14 protein-coding genes are annotated in these 16610 nt (G+C 63.0%); 7 read left to right on the forward strand and 7 right to left on the reverse strand.

Annotated features, from left to right (window positions below):
• Positions 1-154 precede the first annotated feature (154 nt).
• The 5 genes from ACNF49_RS08935 (at position 155) to ACNF49_RS08955 (ending at position 9312) form a co-directional block, all read left to right on the forward strand.
• Positions 155-1624 (forward strand): ATP-binding protein, encoded by a 1470-nt coding sequence (locus ACNF49_RS08935; protein WP_482943381.1) that lies wholly within the window; start codon positions 155-157, stop codon positions 1622-1624.
• Positions 1625-1644: 20 nt separating this feature from the next.
• On the forward strand, positions 1645-4449 hold the full coding sequence (locus ACNF49_RS08940; protein ID WP_397311216.1) for a Z1 domain-containing protein: 2805 nt from the start codon (positions 1645-1647) through the stop codon (positions 4447-4449).
• On the forward strand, positions 4446-5435 hold the full coding sequence (locus tag ACNF49_RS08945) for a PD-(D/E)XK motif protein (RefSeq protein ID WP_482943382.1): 990 nt from the start codon (positions 4446-4448) through the stop codon (positions 5433-5435). Before ACNF49_RS08940 ends, ACNF49_RS08945 begins: the two co-directional genes overlap by 4 nt.
• A 193-nt stretch (positions 5436-5628) precedes the next feature.
• Positions 5629-7176, forward strand: a complete 1548-nt coding sequence (locus ACNF49_RS08950; RefSeq protein WP_482943383.1) for an AIPR family protein — start codon at positions 5629-5631, stop codon at positions 7174-7176.
• A 249-nt stretch (positions 7177-7425) separates the two neighbouring features.
• Complete coding sequence (locus ACNF49_RS08955; RefSeq protein ID WP_482943384.1) at positions 7426-9312, forward strand: DNA cytosine methyltransferase; 1887 nt, start codon at positions 7426-7428, stop codon at positions 9310-9312.
• A gap of 1 nt (position 9313) precedes the next feature.
• Here ACNF49_RS08955 and ACNF49_RS08960 read toward each other — a convergent pair whose 3' ends face one another.
• The 7 genes from ACNF49_RS08960 to ACNF49_RS08990 all read right to left on the reverse strand — a co-directional run bounded on the left by ACNF49_RS08960 (position 9314) and on the right by ACNF49_RS08990 (position 14787).
• Positions 9314-9763, reverse strand: a complete 450-nt coding sequence (locus ACNF49_RS08960) for a very short patch repair endonuclease (RefSeq protein ID WP_397192432.1) — start codon at positions 9761-9763, stop codon at positions 9314-9316.
• A 330-nt stretch (positions 9764-10093) separates the two neighbouring features.
• Entirely contained in the window at positions 10094-10315 is a 222-nt protein-coding gene (locus ACNF49_RS08965; protein WP_397192431.1) for a hypothetical protein, read from the reverse strand.
• Between the two features lie 893 nt (positions 10316-11208).
• Positions 11209-11682, reverse strand: coding sequence for an NUDIX hydrolase (locus tag ACNF49_RS08970; protein ID WP_482943385.1), 474 nt, complete (start codon positions 11680-11682; stop codon positions 11209-11211).
• Positions 11683-11716: 34 nt separating this feature from the next.
• A complete protein-coding gene (locus ACNF49_RS08975) occupies positions 11717-11968 on the reverse strand; it encodes a GntR family transcriptional regulator (protein WP_357696295.1) in 252 nt (83 codons plus the stop codon).
• 614 nt (positions 11969-12582) lie between these two features.
• Complete coding sequence (locus ACNF49_RS08980; protein WP_482943386.1) at positions 12583-13149, reverse strand: nucleoside/nucleotide kinase family protein; 567 nt, start codon at positions 13147-13149, stop codon at positions 12583-12585.
• On the reverse strand, positions 13146-14174 hold the full coding sequence (locus ACNF49_RS08985) for a P-loop nucleotide/nucleoside kinase family protein (protein WP_482943387.1): 1029 nt from the start codon (positions 14172-14174) through the stop codon (positions 13146-13148). The genes ACNF49_RS08980 and ACNF49_RS08985 overlap by 4 nt, the downstream gene beginning before the upstream one ends.
• Positions 14175-14421: 247 nt before the next feature.
• Positions 14422-14787 (reverse strand): GntR family transcriptional regulator, encoded by a 366-nt coding sequence (locus ACNF49_RS08990; protein WP_357999276.1) that lies wholly within the window; start codon positions 14785-14787, stop codon positions 14422-14424.
• A 152-nt stretch (positions 14788-14939) separates the two neighbouring features.
• Between ACNF49_RS08990 and ACNF49_RS08995 the strand changes: the two genes are divergently transcribed.
• A complete protein-coding gene (locus ACNF49_RS08995) occupies positions 14940-15269 on the forward strand; it encodes an SCO3933 family regulatory protein (RefSeq protein ID WP_357696286.1) in 330 nt (109 codons plus the stop codon).
• Positions 15262-16596, forward strand: coding sequence for an FtsK/SpoIIIE domain-containing protein (locus tag ACNF49_RS09000; RefSeq protein WP_482943388.1), 1335 nt, complete (start codon positions 15262-15264; stop codon positions 16594-16596). The genes ACNF49_RS08995 and ACNF49_RS09000 overlap by 8 nt, the downstream gene beginning before the upstream one ends.
• The last annotated feature ends 14 nt before the right edge of the window (positions 16597-16610 follow it).

Genomic DNA, 16610 nt, shown 5'->3' on the forward strand with positions numbered 1-16610 from the left:
GCCCCGGTTGCCCGTTCCCCGACACTGAGTCCGCTACATAGAATCCTTTTGCGCCCGCATGACACCAATCTCGGTTCGTTACGTCCATCACTTTTGTCAGCCCCCTCCTCTAGCCTCTCGGTAAAGCGGAGAACGAGAGAGATCCGAGCTGAATATGACGGCATCTGGTCCAGCAGACGAGCTCCTCGACCCATGTGCCGAGGACCTGATCGAGTCGCTGCGCGCCTTTGGATATGACCTGCCAACGGCCCTTGCCGACTTGATCGACAACAGTATTGCTGCCGGAGCCCAGAATGTCCGGGTGGAGTACTCCTCCGATCCGGGGTCAGCATGGGTTGCCGTCTTGGACGACGGGCGCGGGATGAACGAGAACGAGCTGAGGTCCGCCATGCGGTTCGCTCGCAATCCCAACGCACACCGCACCGCCAGCGACCTCGGTCGGTTTGGGCTCGGTTTGAAGACGGCGTCCCTGTCCCAGGTCAGGAATCTCACCGTGCTGTCGCGGGACTCCAACGGGGAGCTATCCAGCCGGACGTGGGATATCGACCACGTCACACACCAGCGCCAGTGGATGGTGCTCACCGAACTGGACGATGGGGCTCGAGCAATCGTCGACCTACTGGGATTCACCGGCCAGGGCACCCTCGTCCTTTGGCGGAACCCCGACAGGCTGGGGGACGGCCCCGATCTTTCTCGCCGGATCAAGGAAGCAGGCCGGGAGCTCTCTCTGTTGTTCCACCGCTTCATTGCTAACAAGCGTCTCACCATCCTGGTCGGTGGGAATCGTCTGGAGGCGATGGATCCCTTCCTGCGCACGCACCCAGCGACCCAGGACCGCGGCTACGAGGACCTCAAGCACGGCCACCACCGGATCCGGGTTAACCCGGTGATCCTTCCCCATCCTTCACGACTCTCCAAGGGAGATACCACCAAGTCCACTGGGTCGGGTGGGATGCTTGCCCGACAGGGGTTCTACGTCTATCGGGGCGACCGGCTCGTGGTAGCAGGCGGCTGGCTTGGGATCTCTGGCCTCTACAACTCCCAGCCCACCCGACTGGCCCGGCTCTCCGTCGAGATCCCCCCCGGCGCGGACCTCGACTGGGAGGTCGACGTCCGGAAATCCACCGTTCGACCACCATCTCCGATCGAGAAACGTCTGGTCGAGATCGCGAAGGACCTGCGAGCGGGCTCAGAACGAGTCTTCACCCATCGTGGCACCCCGGTCCCTGGCCATCGCGCTCGGGGCGAGGTTCAACTCGTATGGCAACAGGTTCGGCGGCTTGGCATGTCGGAGTACCTCGTGAACCGCTCCCACCCGCTCGTCAGCGCAGCGCTGACCGGCCCCGGAGGAGAGTCCCTCGAAGGCCTCCTGCGGCTTATCGAAACGACATTCCCGATCGACCTGGTCGTCCAAGAGGTGGCGACGTCAACTGCGCAGGAGCAGGTAGAAGCTCCTGACGTTGAGGAGATCCTCTCCGAGTTCCGTTCGATGCTGACTGGACTTCCACAGGATCCGGTGGTCAGAGCCGCCCTCACCTCCGCCCTCATGGAATCTGAGCCCTTCAGCCGGTACCCCGGTCTCATCCAGGAGATCGTCAAGTCCGAGACGACCGAGGAGGATTGAACGTGTTTGACCCTATCGAAATGGCCAAGAACGCGGTTCTGAGCCTGGAGCGGCATCAGCGGACCCCCGAACGTCTCCGGGAGATTGCGTCGCAGGTCGCTGTTGTACTGAGGCCAACCCAGGGTGAGATCTCTGTCGACGACCTGGTTAAGGTCCTTGAATCCGAGTTCGATGTCTGGATCACTCCACCGGTGGTGGTCAGCGACCCTGACGGACACGAGCCCTGGCTGGAGCAACGGCGAGCGGGCATCAAATTCTCCTACTGGAAGCGATACCGCACCCTGCTCTCCAAGAGGTGGAAACCTGGAGCAATCGAGGCGTTGGACGGGAGCACCGACCAGATTCTCGGTCTGATGGAGGATCCGAAACGGCCCGGCAGTTGGAAGACCTATGGGATGGTTTACGGGCAGGTTCAGTCGGGCAAGACCGCGAGTTACACAGGGGTGATCTCCAAGGCTGTCGACGCCGGCTACCAGGTCGTGATCGTTCTCACTAGCCAGCACGAGAGTCTTCGCCACCAGACCCAGGCGCGCCTCGATCTGGAGTTTCTCGGGTTCAACAGCAAGTTCACCAGGGATTCCACCTCCGGGGACTCGATGAACATCGGGGTCGGTACCCTGGGCCTCCAGAAGCCAGAGGTTGCCTGCCTTACCCTGACCACCCGCGACAGCGACTTCACTGCGGCCAAATTTCAGGGCAGCGCGATCGACATTCACTCCTTCCGGGTCCTGGTCGTCTCCAAGAAGAACAAGAGGATCCTGGAGAACCTCCGGGACTGGCTTGCCAATGCCGCCACAACGGGTCCTGACAGCTCCCGGCTGATCCGCAACGCTCCCCTGCTTCTGATCGACGACGAGGCCGACTACGCATCTGTCGACACGAAGAAGGCCGCGAAGGGCCGCACCCAGAGCGACCCCGACCACGATCCGACCGCGATCAACAAAGCCATCCGCGAACTCCTGGAGCTCTTCGAGAAGCGGGTGTACCTCGCCTATACGGCTACACCGTTTGCCAACATCTTCATCTCGGAGTCGACCTCCCATGAAAAGTACGGTGCGGACCTGTTCCCCCGCAGTTTTATGGTGGCCCTGGAACCTCCCTCGAACTACTGTGGCCCCGAGGTCGTGTTTGGTCTTGAAGACCCCTCCGCGGCAGAAATCCGTGAGCCGCTCCCGATCATCCGGGAAATCGGCGACCACGAGGACTGGATGCCCGACGGTCACCGCAAGGGCCACATGCCTGAGCTTCCACTTCCGGCATCTCTGGTAGAAGCATTGGACGCCTTCGTCCTGTCCACCGCCGTGCGCGGGGTCCGTCGGGACCAGTACAGCGTGGGCGGCGGCCACAACACCATGCTCATTCACGTCACCCGCTTCACTGACGTGCAGGGGCAGGTGGCCAGACAGGTCCAAGACCATCTGCGTGCCACAGCCGACGCTTGGGGCGACTACGGCGAGGCCGGGCGATCCGTCCAGAGGCGTCTCGCTGCTCTGTGGGAGAAGGACTTCGCCCCCACATATGACACGCTCGCGGAATACACCGACGTAAGCTCTTCGATCGGACCACAGGTCACTTGGGACCAGGTTCGGAGACTCGTCCCGGAAGTGTTGGAGAACGCCGCCCATGGCGTTAGGCGGATCAACGGGACTGCCGCCGACGTACTCGACTACCAGTCCACCACCCCCGTCACCGTGGTAGCTGTGGGAGGTGACAAACTCTCACGAGGGTTGACCCTCGAAGGACTCTCGGTCTCCTACTACCTGCGCACTTCCCAGACCTACGACACCCTGCTACAGATGGGCAGATGGTTTGGGTATCGTCCTGGCTACCTCGATGCCACCCGGCTCTACACCACACCGGAGCTCGTCGGGTACTACGTGCACATTACCCGGGCGAACCGCGAACTTATGGACCTCACCAGCGCCGTGGCGCGGGCCGGTGGCACCCCGAAGCGTGTCGGCCTGCGGGTCATGGACGGCGTCGGCAACCTCCAGGTGACCGCCTCCGCGAAGATGCGCTCAACAAAGATCATGACGGTCAGCTTCTCCGGAACCCGCGTCGAGACCCTGGTGATGCTCACCAGCGCCAAGGCTCTTCGACACAACCATGCCAAGCTGGAGAAACTTGTTGCAGAAATACTTCCGTACGGGGAGGTTCCACCGGACCGGCGGGAGGGGATCGGAGACGGATTCTTCCGGGAAGGTGTGCCCTCGAGCACAGTTTTGGACTTCTTCACTGGGTTCGCGGTCTCGCCCAGAGTTCTCGCCGCTAATCCCGAAAACCTGACCGACTACATCCGCGCACAGAACGACATCGGTGAACTCACCCGCTGGACAGTCGCGGTAACCGCCGGAAATGCCTCCAACATGCTCTCCCTGCCTGGCGCTGACATCGCCATGGTCAAACGAAAGACCATCACTGGCCACGCCCGTGTGCAGGACGGAGAGTTCGAGGTCGGCGTCTTGGTCAGCCCGATCCATGAGTCTCTGGGACTGTCGCGCGAAAGATACCGGCGAGCGTACGAGCGCACGGTGGAGGAATTTAGGAAGAGCGGCAGAGAGAAGAAACCTGCGAGAGCCAGCGGCGAGTCCCTGAGGGGGCTCCGGGACCCGGAGGAGGGCCTCCTGCTGATTTATCCGATCGACCCCGCGACATCCAAGGTTGCCGTCCCCGCCGAGGTCCACGGTCTTCCCGCTCTGGGATATGCCGTCGTGTTCCCTGTCTCCGATCGAGCCCAGAAGGTCAAATATCGCGTAAATGAGATATTCCTGAACAATCTCGCCACCGCCATGGGTGATGATGAAGAGGAAAACGAGGACCAGTGACCACGCCCACACCGGAGGAACTCGAACAGTCCTTCCTCGCGGCAGAGGAAAAGGGCGGGCCCCCAGAAGGATCCGTACGCCGGAGGATTCTGCCTTCGTCGAAGGTCGATATTTTCGTCGAAGTCCGGTTCCCTGGCCTTGAATGGGCACTGGTGGTGAGGAGCCGGGAGAAGCTTGAGGACCGAGATCTCATGCTTACCAACGGACTGACCTGCCGTATACGAGAAGGCTCCGTCGAGATCCTGGCGGACCAGCAGACGGATCGGCTCCTGTTTTGCTCGCTCCTGGCCGACCTGGTCGGCCACCTACAGCTACCCAGCAAGATGCCGACGAGGACACTGGTTCGCAGGCTCAATGCCTGGCGCCGGATGCTCACCCGGGGGCTGCCCACAGGTCTCACCCCAGAAGCACGCCTGGGGCTCTTCGGGGAGCTGCTTGTGCTCCAGGACCTGATGCTCTCCGCTCTCGGAACCGCGGCCGTGCGCTCTTGGGTCGGCCCACGTCAGTCACCCCAAGACTTCGTCCTCGGGTCCACAGCCGTCGAGGTCAAGAGCGTGGCACGCAAGGAGATGCATAGCTGTCGCATCAGTAACGAGAACCAACTCGACTCCGATGGTCTGAATAGCCTGTTCCTCGTCCACCAGGTGGTGGACCAATCTCCGGAGGGTATCTCGCTCCCCGAACTTGTGGACGACCTGCGCGAGGATCCCCTCATCGGCCCAGAGCTCTCCTGGTTCGAGAACTCCCTCATGGAGGCGGGGTGGCTGGACTCCCACCGCGACAATTACCTCAATGATCGCTATGCGTTGGTCCGCCGGCAATGCTTCACTATAGAGACAGGATTTCCACGAATGACACCTGTGGACCTCCCTGTAGGAGTGTCTGGAGTATCATATTTTATTGATCTATCCACCTGCGAAAGCCACCGAGTGGACGAGGGCAAGGTCCGCGAGTCCCTCATAGGGGCAGGCGCGGCGGAGAGGTAGCACATGGGTGACGAGAGCACTGAAGAGTTCGCGCTCAGTCTCGAAAGGGACGTTGAAGAGCGGCTGGGATTGGACTCAGGCCGCCTCAAGCGAGACGTCTTCGTGCAGATCGCCGCCGAGTACCTTGTCGAAGACGGGGCATTGGAGGACCTGACCGTCTGCTACTTCAAGGCCCCCCCTCGCGCAGAGCTACATGGAGGTCGCTGGGTACCACCTCAGTGACGACGGGCACGTCCTCGACCTGGTCGTGGCCAACTATGGACATCTCGGCCAGACACTGGCGAAGGACCAGGCGATCCGACAGCTTCGCTGGGCGAAGAACTTCGCCATCCAATGCCACGCAGGTCACCACCTCAAGATGGAAGAAGCCAGCGCAGCTTACGACATGGTGCAGGATATCAACGCGCACTGGTCCGAGCTCGACAAGATCCGGATCTTTCTTATAACCGATGGTCGGACCACCATCGACTCCTTGGAGGAGGATTCCGTAGGAAGCCTTCCGGTGATCCAGCACGTCTGGGACATCGAACGTCTGCACCGACTCGTAGCATCAGGTCGGCATGAGGAGCCGATCAACATCGACTTCAAGGAGCTTGGCAGCCCCGTCGCCTGCCTCCCCGCATCCGGCACCGACGGCGACCACCAGTGCTTTATGGCCATCCTCCCTGGCCAGGTCCTCGCGGACATGTACGAGAAGCACGGCACGAAGCTGCTCCAGCGGAATGTGCGGGCCTTTCTGCAGGCTCGGGGCAAGGTCAACAAGGGGCTCAACGAGACCATCCGCAACGATCCTGGCCGGTTCCTGGCCTACAACAACGGCATCTCGGTGACAGCCACTGGCGTCCAACTCACGGAGGGCCCAACGGGACCGCTCCTAGCAAGCCTGAGCGACCTCCAGATTGTGAACGGCGGGCAGACCACCGCCTCCCTTCACCATGCCTTGAAGCGCGACAAGGCGGATCTGAGCCGGATTCAGGTCCCGGCGAAGATCACCGTTGTCGAACCCGAGTTGCTCGACCAGCTCATCCCGCGAATATCCCTCTACGCGAACTCTCAGAACGCCATCAACGAGGCGGACTTCCAGTCCAACAGCCCGTTCCATGTGGAACTAGAGCGACTGTCACGGCGGCTCTGGGCTCCTGCTCCCCCAGGGTCAAAGCAGGAAACCCACTGGTACTACGAGCGTGTACGTGGACAGTACGATGTCGACCGAGGCCGCCAGCCGAAAGGCGCACCACAGAAGAAGTTCGTCAAGGAGAACCCCTCCCTGCAGCGGTTCACCAAGACGGATGTGGCGAAGTTCGAGATGGTCTTCCTTCAGCTGCCTCATATTGCCAGTTGGGGGGCGCAGAAATGCTTCCGGCAATGGACCCTCGACGTCCTCTCGCACCGGACCGAGCTCCCGGACGAACAGTACTTTCGGAACCTGATCGCGAAGGCCATCTTCTTCACCCAGGCACGCAGGGAGATCATGCGGCTCAACCCAGGTGCGGGCTATCCCGCCCAGGTCACCGCCCACACTCTCGCGCGACTGGTTCCAGAAGTCGCTCTGGAGGCGATACTCGGCGCGATCTGGCGCAACCAGGCTCTCCCCTCGGAAGTGACGCAGGCCGTCGGCCCCCTGAGCACCCTCGTCCGCGAGGTGTTGCTGGACACGCCCTCAGGCGGCAATGTGACCGAGTGGGCCAAGAAGGAAGCGTGCACGAAGCGGGTCATGGATATCCACTGGGTAGGCGTCTGACACCTCGTTGTCCACAGCCGGTCCGAGACCTCATGGGATGCCTCCTCGAGACTCGTACAGTGCAACCCCAGGAAGGGCGCATGGGCCTGCAGGACCAGTTTGGTAGGTCGAGGGGAAAGGAGTACCTTCTGAGATTGGCGCCGCTTCGGGAGGCAAAAGTGACGCCTGTTGAGGCAGAATGCCTTGCACGACCGGGGCCTCTGTGTTCTCCTGGTGGTCATTGGGGAGTACAACGGGATGGAGGGTCGCGTGGCATTTTACGGGGTGAAGCTGCATCGCAGCGACGTCCTACAGCTCCCCGATCCTGACGATCGTTGCACCGAGGACATCTTCGTTGAGTGGTGCGACAAGCGCCTGGCTGCGGGTGAACGACTTGCGGTTGATCTTTTTTCCGGTGCTGGTGGACTAAGTCTTGGCCTCGAACGGGCTGGTTGGACCGTTGTCGCCGCAGTGGATCATGATCGGCGCGCATTGGAGACCCACAGGGCCAACTTCCCAGGACTGTCGCTGGACGTGGACATGTCCGACGTCCGCGCCAGAGCAGACCTCATAGCTCTTCTGAAGCAAACCAAGATCGATCTTGTTGCCGGCGGCCCACCATGTCAGCCTTTCAGTAGAGCCGGTCGAAGCAAGATACGCAGCCTCGTCGACTATGCGGGACGCGACCCCCACGATGCGCGCAAGGAGCTATGGAAGGCCTTCCTCGAGGTCGCGCTGGCCATCCAACCCCGCGCCGTTCTCATGGAGAACGTTCCCGACATGGCGCTGGGCGATGACTTCCGTGTCGTTCGAGAAATCGTCGAGCACCTTGAGGGCGCCGGCTATCACACCGACGTTCGCCTGGTTGACGCGTGGAAGTACGGAGTTCCTCAGCACAGGAAGCGCTTGATCGTCCTCGCCCGAACTGATCACCATGAGTTCCCTTGGCCCGAGGCTCTCCCCAAAGTCACAGTGCGGGATGCGATCGGCGATCTTCCCGTGCTGCCCGAAGACGACCCTGTCGGCGATCGCCGCCTTCCATACCAGGGGGAGTCATTGGCCTCTGCGTTCGCAAGGCGAATGCGAGAAAATGAGCACTCCGGTTTCGTCTGGGACCACATGACCCGGCCGGTCCGGCGTGACGACCTCGAGACGTTCAAGCTCATGGACCACAAAACTCTGTACCGCGACATCCGACCCGACCTTCGTCGGTATACCGCCGAGACCTTCGATGACAAGTACAACCGCTTGGGCTGGGACGAACTCAGTAGATCCATTACAGCCCATATCGCCAAGGACGGCTACTGGTATATACATCCCGAGCAGCATCGAACACTTACCGTGCGAGAAGCGGCTCGAATTCAAACTTTTCCGGACGATTTTCGCTTTTCCGGTACGCGAAGCGATGCCTTCCGGCAGATTGGAAATGCCGTACCTCCAGAACTTGGCAGAGTCGCCGCCCAGGCGATCAATCCCGAGAACACCATTCAGGAAACGCTGTTCTCGACGCCCGCCCGCTGGGCACTGATCCATAAGGCCCTTACATCCTGGGCCGAAGAACAGCGGAAGGGCTCGGACTGGTTCAACATTCCTAGCGATGACGTTACTCCGGCCGTTGCCCTTGTCGTTGCAATGCTCAGCGCCAACGGGAGGGCCGAGACCCGCGGGCTTGCTCAAGCCTTGGAGCCGCTGCGCGGCGTGGCCAAGGTGACGGCTAGAGAACTCCGCTCCCTGATGGACCGTCTCGGCCCACGTGCGGAAAGCCGGCTTGCCCCCCTACAGGAACTCACGGCCAAGCACAACGTATGGAAGAACCCCGCCGACCTGGCCGAGGCGCTACGCCTGAAGCCGGCAGAGGAATCCCTCCTTACGTTGCTTAGCGGGCACGACGTCATGCTCACCTCGCAGGTGTCCCTGCGGGTTGCGGCTCGGGTATCTGGCACGAACTCCGACCAGACCAATCGCCTTACGGACGGCAGAGTTGATTTGGCGCGGCTCATCGGAGGCGGTAAGCCGGCCCCCCTTCGCATGGCGGCTCTACGAGTACTCGGTATGACGACCTGCACTCCGAACGAGCCGTTGTGCAGCACCTGTCCGCTGACGACTTGGTGCAGTTACTCCATCGAGGAACGTCCACGCGCCTCTACACTCTGGTAGGTCAACGACCAGACGGATCTCGGGGAACGCTTCCTTCTCTAGCCTTACGCCCAACTTCCTCGGCTGCGAGACGCACGTCTCTCCTAATTTCACACTCCCATACACGGTGCACGCGCCAACCAGCCTCCTCAAGGGATGCGTCGTTCCGACGGTCCCTGGCGCGGTTTGTATCGATCTTTATGCGCCACCGCTCCGCATTCGGCCCCCTGAAAGCTGGCGCGTGATCAGGGCAGCCGTGCCAGAAGCAACCGTCCACAAAAACCGCCAGTCTCCACCGGGGAAGAACGAAATCCGGAGTGCATCTAGCGACGAGTTGCTGGTGGAGTCGGAATCGGAAACCCAGCGCGTGAACAGCACTGCGTAGCGCTACTTCCGGCTTAGTGTTCCTCGTACGACGTCCGCGGAGGTGTGCTCCCTTCTCTGTCGCCTCCCACGATCGGTCGGCAGCCACGTAGAACTCCTTCCAATCAGGTACGTCCGCCGGTTCTGATGGTACGTGCCTCGGCCATCAGCCGATGTCATTCAGAACTACCCTCTTCGCGACGCCCTTGAGGAGATTGCATTGCTGCCCGGTCAACTCGCTGGCCAGACGACAACCGCGCATTAAGCTCCTCCGAGAGCAACGATGACGCGACGGTTGATGTCCAGCGCTTCAGCTCAAATCCCCAGTCAGACCAGCACTCTTGATCCACCGCACCCATCGAGGACTTCCCTCGAAGTGCTCCGTGATCATGGCGCCCGACGGAAGGGAGCCGTCTGAGCGCCTGTTGGACTGTGCCCATTACCATGCCACCTGGCGGAGGTCCGAGGCGCTCTTCCGCGCGATGGTGGACACTCTGATGTCCCTGCACCTGCGCTCCTGCCACATCAGCATCTTGTAGGCACCGATCAGCGCGAACGAGGGCCAGGCGGCGACGATCTGTGCCACAAGGTTCGGGTCGGCAACCGCGACATTCGCTGCCAGGCTTGCCATGCTGCTGACGATGAGCAACGTCCAGGCCAAGGTCTCCATCAAAGCCGGGGCGGTTCAACATGCGGTCTGGCGGCTGGGCTCGCATCTTCTCATCGTGACCCAAGGCGACGACCTCACGACGTACGGCTCTACGACGAGGCTTCGCTCCAAGTGGTCGATTATCCGGCCAACATGCCTATTCCGACAGGCTGGGATCTCCACGGTCTTCTGCTGGGCTCCAATCTGGAATGAGGCCGGGCTGTGCGCCCGTGCACGCCTGATCGTCTACCTGAGATTCGCTGAGGTTCGGGCCACGCAGAGAGACACACGTAGTCCGGCGGGCCAGGGCTGAGGAACGAAGCCTTGGCCCTTCGATCGCCCCCGACCATGCACGATGCCCGGCCATGCTGTGGCGATCGTAGGGCTGCATCTGTGCGGCGGCGTGGCAACCCCGGTCGACGCGTTCAGTTGGTACGGCGGGGCGGGCGTGCGGTGGCCGACCCGGTGTCCCGCACGCCGTCCGGGACCGGCCCCCAGGCCCCACGCCCAAACGGCGTGCGGGCGGAGGGCGGGGGTACGGCGGCGCGCCGCGCCGCCGCTTGATCTCCTATCGGTACAACCCGGCAAGCTTGAGGATGCGGAGCCTCACGCGGTGTAGTGCTGAGGCACCAGATCCATACGGTCGATGCCTATGCCATGATGCGCCTCTCGACGTTCTTGCTGTCCGCCGTGTTGCTTGCAGCGCGTGGGTGGTGCTGGCCGCGACCGGCCGAAGAGCCGCAGCGCGGCCAGCGACCGCCCGACGCGCGGCGAGACGCCGCAGGCGGCTCGCCTTTAAAACCGTGGAGAAAGTCCTCATCCACTTGTCGATCACGCTTCTGACCTGCGACTCTGTCGGAGTTCCATAGTGCTTAGCCATGGCTCCATGCCGGTTGTCTCAGGTCTCAGCCGATGTACGGGTCTGCTGCTTCGAGGTAGTGGTTGATGCGCATGCGCATTGACCGATCCATCGGGTGGCTCTCGATGTCCTGTCGCGCTACCCATCGGACCTCGCGAGACTCTGAGCTCGGAGTCGGCTCGCCCCCGGTCGGGCGTGCCGTGAGCACGATGGAGAACTCTTGTCGCGCCTCCCCATTGCTGGTGTAGAGGATGACGTGCTTGGGGTCGCTGTACGTGCCGACGATCCCGGTGATCTCGCAGGTGATTCCCGTCTCTTCCAGAGTCTCGCGGATGGCTGCGGCGGGGATGGACTCGCCGAGGTCGATGGCGCCGCCGGGGAGGGCCCAGTTGTCGTTGTTGCTACGGCGGATCAGGAGCAGGGCGCCAGCCTCGTTGGTGACGGCCACATTGACCGAGGGCACGAGGCTGTTCGGCAGAGGGGTGTCTGGGGCGTCGTAGTAGTCGATCCGGCGGCTCATGCTCGGGGAGAGTACTCCGCCAATGTGCCGGGGCTTAGCTTTTCGTGGATTCGGCTTCGCCGGGTGGGCTGACGAAGCTGCCGAGGTTCGGCACGGTGTAGATCAGCCCTTCGTCGCGCAGCTGGCGGATCGCCTTGCGGATGGTGTCGCGGGCTACGCCGAACTCCTGGACGAGGCGAACTTCCGAGACGAGGTACTTTGGCGGGTATTCGCCGCTGCTGATGCGTCCGCGGAGGACGTCGGCGACCTGCTGCCAGCGGGGGCGATCCGGCTCGAATTCGATCACGAGGCCCAAGCGTAGAAAGGGGACTTCAAGGGTTGTCACTCGCCTATAGGGATCTATCGATACCCCTCGGTACCCCTAGGGGTAGACAGGCTCTGCCTGCAACTTCTACGCTCATGACATGGCGACCAAGAGTCACTGCCTTGTAGCGCTTCGCGCCTGCTTCCCCGGTTGGTCCTTCTTCCAGAGTGACGCAGGCGCCTTCTATGGGAGCCGGAGCGGTGTACGGCTCAGCGACAAAGAGGTTGACGCTGGGATGCAGCAGACGGTGAGCGCGGATGACCTGGAGACCTTCGTCAGGCTGCTTCTCGCGCAGGCACAGTTGGGGGCCGAGGTATGAACGTACCGTCGTGGCGCTTCGACCATCACAGCCATCACTTGGCAGTTCCTCAGGAGGATGTGCTTCAAGTGGCCTGGCAAGACGTTGTACGGCGATGCGATCGCATCAGGGTCCATGAGCACACGTGCTCCTGCATGCCTCCGATGTACGAGTTGTGCGCGGCCGGCGGGTTGTCGTTCATCCGACGCTTGTCATCGGACGGCCGTCCGCGCGTCGTTCAGACTGAATGGATGTCTGCTCGGGCTGCTCGGCAGCTATGGATGCAGATCCTCACCGGCTACGCGCGTTGATCCATCGGCGCCACTTCGCGGCCGTAGTAGGCGCTTGCGATTTGCTGCGCTATCTCTTCCGGCGCGATCAGGTCGGTTCGATGTTGGTGATGGAACGTGCTCTCGCCATGGGTGTGCAGGTCGGCGAATGCTTCGTCCCATGCTGCCAAGCGGTGTGGGGTGTCTATGTCGAGGCGCTGTCGCGAGCGTTCCTCGCAGACCGCCCGTGGCACCCACAGCAGGACGACCAGCCAGGCTGTTGCCTCGGTCAGCCGGCGGATGTCGGCGATGGTGCCCAGGTGGACGATCGGCACCCGGTCGGCGGAGACTAATTCGTCGATCTGGTGGCGATCGATGGCGTACGTGTTGCCGTAGCGGCGCGTCTCCAGGAGGAGGCGGCCGGCGGCTCGCAGCCTGGCCAGCTCCTCGATGGTGACGAAGTCGTACTCTGTGCCGCGCTGGTTGCCGGCCTTGAGCTTGCGCACCAGGGCGAACCGCGGGTCGAGTCGGCTGAGGGCGGCGGTGATGGTGCTCTTGCCGCTGGCGGGTGGCCCGTACAGGACGATGCCCCTCATGTGAGGATCCGCTTCAGCGTTTCGCGGGTCTGGTCGGCAAGGCTGATGGCGGCGCCGAGGCGGTTGTCGACGGTGATGTGCGCGGTGGGCGGGCTAATCTCGGAGTTGAGGCTGCTGACGTATGTCTGCCAGTTGGCGAGTTTCCAGGCGTCTCGGGGCGCGCCGCGGAACTCGATGTACTCGCGCATGGAGTCGGCGTCGCAGCGAACCCAGACCACGGCCACGTCGATGCCCTTGGCTGCGCATCGGTTGGTGAGGCGGGAGATCCAGTCGGGGTCTTGGAGTTCGGCGATGAACGGTGCCGCGAGGATGGCCGAAGTGCCGACCTTGAGGTTGTCGAACGCGGTTTCCATCAGGCACCGGTACTCCAGTGGGCGCACCTCGCTCAGGTACAGCTCAGTGTGCCGGTCGTGGGGATCACCGCCGAGGGAGATCAGTAGGCGCTCGACCATGGGGCGCGTCAGGGAGTCCTTGTCCAGGAAGGCCCAGCCGGTGATGTCGGACAGGAAGCGGGAGAACTCTGTCTTGCCGGATCCGGCGTAGCCGCCGACGAGGGTGAGGATGGGCTTGGGGCTGCCCTGGCCGTGGCGGCGTCGCCAGGCGTCCACGACTCGGTTGAGGAGGGCGTTCTGCTCACCGTTGGTGGGAGCGCCCGAGACTTTGACGAGGGCCTGTTCGATCACCTCGGCGGCGGCGTTGTCCACGGCGGGGTCGGTGGGCTGGGGCAAATCCGAGATGGAATTTTCCACTTCGGATATTTCGCCAGGAAGCGGCAGCCGGAAACCCAGTGTTGGTTCGTTTGCCTGGTATAGGAGGCAATAGGCTCGTCGGTAGTGAGGCCCGGGATATACCGATCCCTGTTCGTGTGCCCAGAGTGTCTGGAAATTCGCGGCCGGCGCGGTGAGCCCGTGCCGTGCGGCGACTTGGCGTAGCTGGTCACCTGCGGCTTCGAGGGTGAGGCCGTGTGCTTCGCGGTACTGGCGCAGCAGCAGAGGTTGCCATCCAGGGCGGTGAATTGTCTTCATCGCATCCTTTTGCGCGCTTGGAGGGGCGGGCGTGTGTAAGCGCATGTGTAACCGCCGTGCAGGCAGCAATGCAGAAGCTTAGCTAACGCTCCGTGATACTCAACAGCGGCGATACGCGATGAACTAACGGCATCCCGCGGGGGATTACGAACCACCAAAAAGGGGGTGCCGAGAGTGACCGCAAACGAGCGAATTCTGACCGAACTTCAGGCCATTCGGTCGGAGATGGAAGAGTTGGCCTGTCGGGTCAGCGAGATCGCTTCCGCTCTTGGAACACTGCCTTCTCCAGGTCGGCGATCCGCTCGCCGAGAGTCGCCAGAGTGCTCCGCATCTGAGAGAGCTGGTCCATGACGTCCGACGAGGCCGGCTCTTGGAGCGACTCCGCCGCGCCCTCCCGTACGAACACGCCCTTGCCCTGCTGGCCGACGATCAGCCCCTCGGTGCGTAGCACGCTGATCGCGGCCTTGACCACGCTGGCGGACACGTCATAGCGCTGGCCGAGCTGGGCGGTCGAGGGCAACGCAGCGCCGGGCGCGAGTGAGCCCGTTCTGATCTGCGTACGAAGGTCGTCCGCTATCTGGAGGTAGCCGGGGCGACCGCTCTTCTCGACCATTCCGCGCCTTCCGTGAGGTCGTCTGGCCTCTACTTCAGCACACCCCGCGCGACATGCCAACCAAGTCTTCGTGGAATCCCTTGACAACTTAGAACGCCAAGTGTTCCATGAATACTAAGAGTCACAGCGTCACTACGTAAGGAACTCACGCCATGCGCACCGTCCCCATCCCTGTGGACACCAGCAAGCTCGCGATCACCTGCGTGAAGGCGCCGCGCCCGCGGCTGCTCAACAAGGACACCGGAGAGATCAAGACCGACAAGAACGGCAACACCGTCTACGAGGTGACCGTGTCGGTAGAGGACGAGTTCGGCCGGATCGAGCTCGTGAAGATCGGTATCAGCGGAGAACCGCCCATCAAGGCTGGCGACGCCGTCAACGCGGTCGGCCTGCTCGGTTACGTCTGGGAGATCGCCGGCCGTTGGGGGATCGCCTACCGGGCCGCCGCCCTGCTCCCGCAGCAGGAGGCAGCCAGTGTCTGATCAGCTCTACACCCTGCTCGGAGTCCTGGCCGCTGTCGCGGCCGGGCTCTGGGCCTGGCGCCGCTGGCATCACCCGTCGTTCTGGCTCGTCGTCGGCTATCCGCTGACCGCGATCAGCGTGCGGGCGTCCTGGCGCAAGGTCGCCCTCGGATGCGGGCTGACCAAGAAGCGGCAGCGGTTCTGGTTCACCACTGTTCCGGGCATGGTGGCCTCGACTGGCGTCGTCCGCGTGAGGCGCAAGTTCCAGCGCGTCGCCGTGGACACCAAGCCGTTCATGTGGCTGCCGCTGCCGACCCGTTACGGCTGGCGGGTCACGCTGCACACCCTTGAAGGCCAGATTCCGGCCGACTACTCCGACGCCGCCGAACGGCTGGCGCACTCCTGGGGCGTGCACGCCGTGCGCGTCTCCTCTGACAAGCCTGGTCGGGTACGCATCGCCGTCACCCTGCGCGATCCGCTGGTCCAGGTTGATGACCTGCCGCCCTCGACGGAACTGCTCAAGGTCACCGTCGGTCGGCTGGAAACCGGCAAGCCCTGGACCGTCGACTTCCGGACGGTCCCGCACTGGCTGAACGCCGGCGCCACCCAGTCGGGCAAGTCCAACCTGGCCAACGCGCTCATCGTCGGCCTGGCCCCGCAACCCGTCGCCCTGGTCGGTTTCGACCTCAAGGGCGGAGTCGAGTTCACGCCATATGCGCCGCGGCTGTCCGCGCTGGCCACGAGCCGCGCCGAGTGCGGCGGGCTGCTCGATGACCTGGTGGAGCTCATGACCGACCGGATGGGCTTGTGCCGGATGGCCTCGGCCCGCAACATTTGGCAGCTCCCGCCAGGCATGCGTCCGGTCCCGGTCGTCGTCCTGGTCGACGAGCTGGCCGAGCTGTACCTGATGGCCGACAAGTCGGAGAAGGACGAGATCGCCAAGACCTCGACCGCGCTGCTGCGGGTGGCACAGCTCGGTAGGGCGTTCGGCATCTATCTGTTCTGCTGTGGTCAGCGCATCGGCTCTGACCTCGGTCCCGGTGTCACCGCCCTACGGGCTCAGTGCTCCGGACGGATCTGCCACCGGGTGAACGATCCCGAGACCGCCACCATGACCCTTGGCGATCTCGATCCGGCGGCGCTCGACTCGGCTCGCGCCATCGCCGCCGAGACGCCTGGCGTCGCCATCGTCGCCGGTCAGGACGGCCAGTGGTACCGGGCCCGGTCCTTCTACGTCAGCGAACAAGCCGCCGAACACGCCGCCCACACCTACGCCGACAGAGCACCGACGTGGGCGGAGGTCATGGCCGCACAACCTCACCAGACACCCGACTCCCAGACCGCCTGACTCGCCGGAGAGGA

Source organism: Actinomadura sp. ATCC 39365 (assembly GCF_054392275.1).

Coding starts and splice junctions, on each gene's coding strand:
- ACNF49_RS08935 (WP_482943381.1), top strand. CDS start 155: ATGACGGCATCTGGTCCAGCAGACGAGCTCCTCGACCCATGTGCCGAG.
- ACNF49_RS08940 (WP_397311216.1), top strand. CDS start 1,645: ATGGCCAAGAACGCGGTTCTGAGCCTGGAGCGGCATCAGCGGACCCCC.
- ACNF49_RS08950 (WP_482943383.1), top strand. CDS start 5,629: ATGGAGGTCGCTGGGTACCACCTCAGTGACGACGGGCACGTCCTCGAC.
- ACNF49_RS08970 (WP_482943385.1), bottom strand. CDS start 11,682: ATGAGCCGCCGGATCGACTACTACGACGCCCCAGACACCCCTCTGCCG.
- ACNF49_RS08980 (WP_482943386.1), bottom strand. CDS start 13,149: ATGAGGGGCATCGTCCTGTACGGGCCACCCGCCAGCGGCAAGAGCACC.
- ACNF49_RS08985 (WP_482943387.1), bottom strand. CDS start 14,174: ATGAAGACAATTCACCGCCCTGGATGGCAACCTCTGCTGCTGCGCCAG.
- ACNF49_RS08990 (WP_357999276.1), bottom strand. CDS start 14,787: ATGGTCGAGAAGAGCGGTCGCCCCGGCTACCTCCAGATAGCGGACGAC.
- ACNF49_RS08995 (WP_357696286.1), top strand. CDS start 14,940: ATGCGCACCGTCCCCATCCCTGTGGACACCAGCAAGCTCGCGATCACC.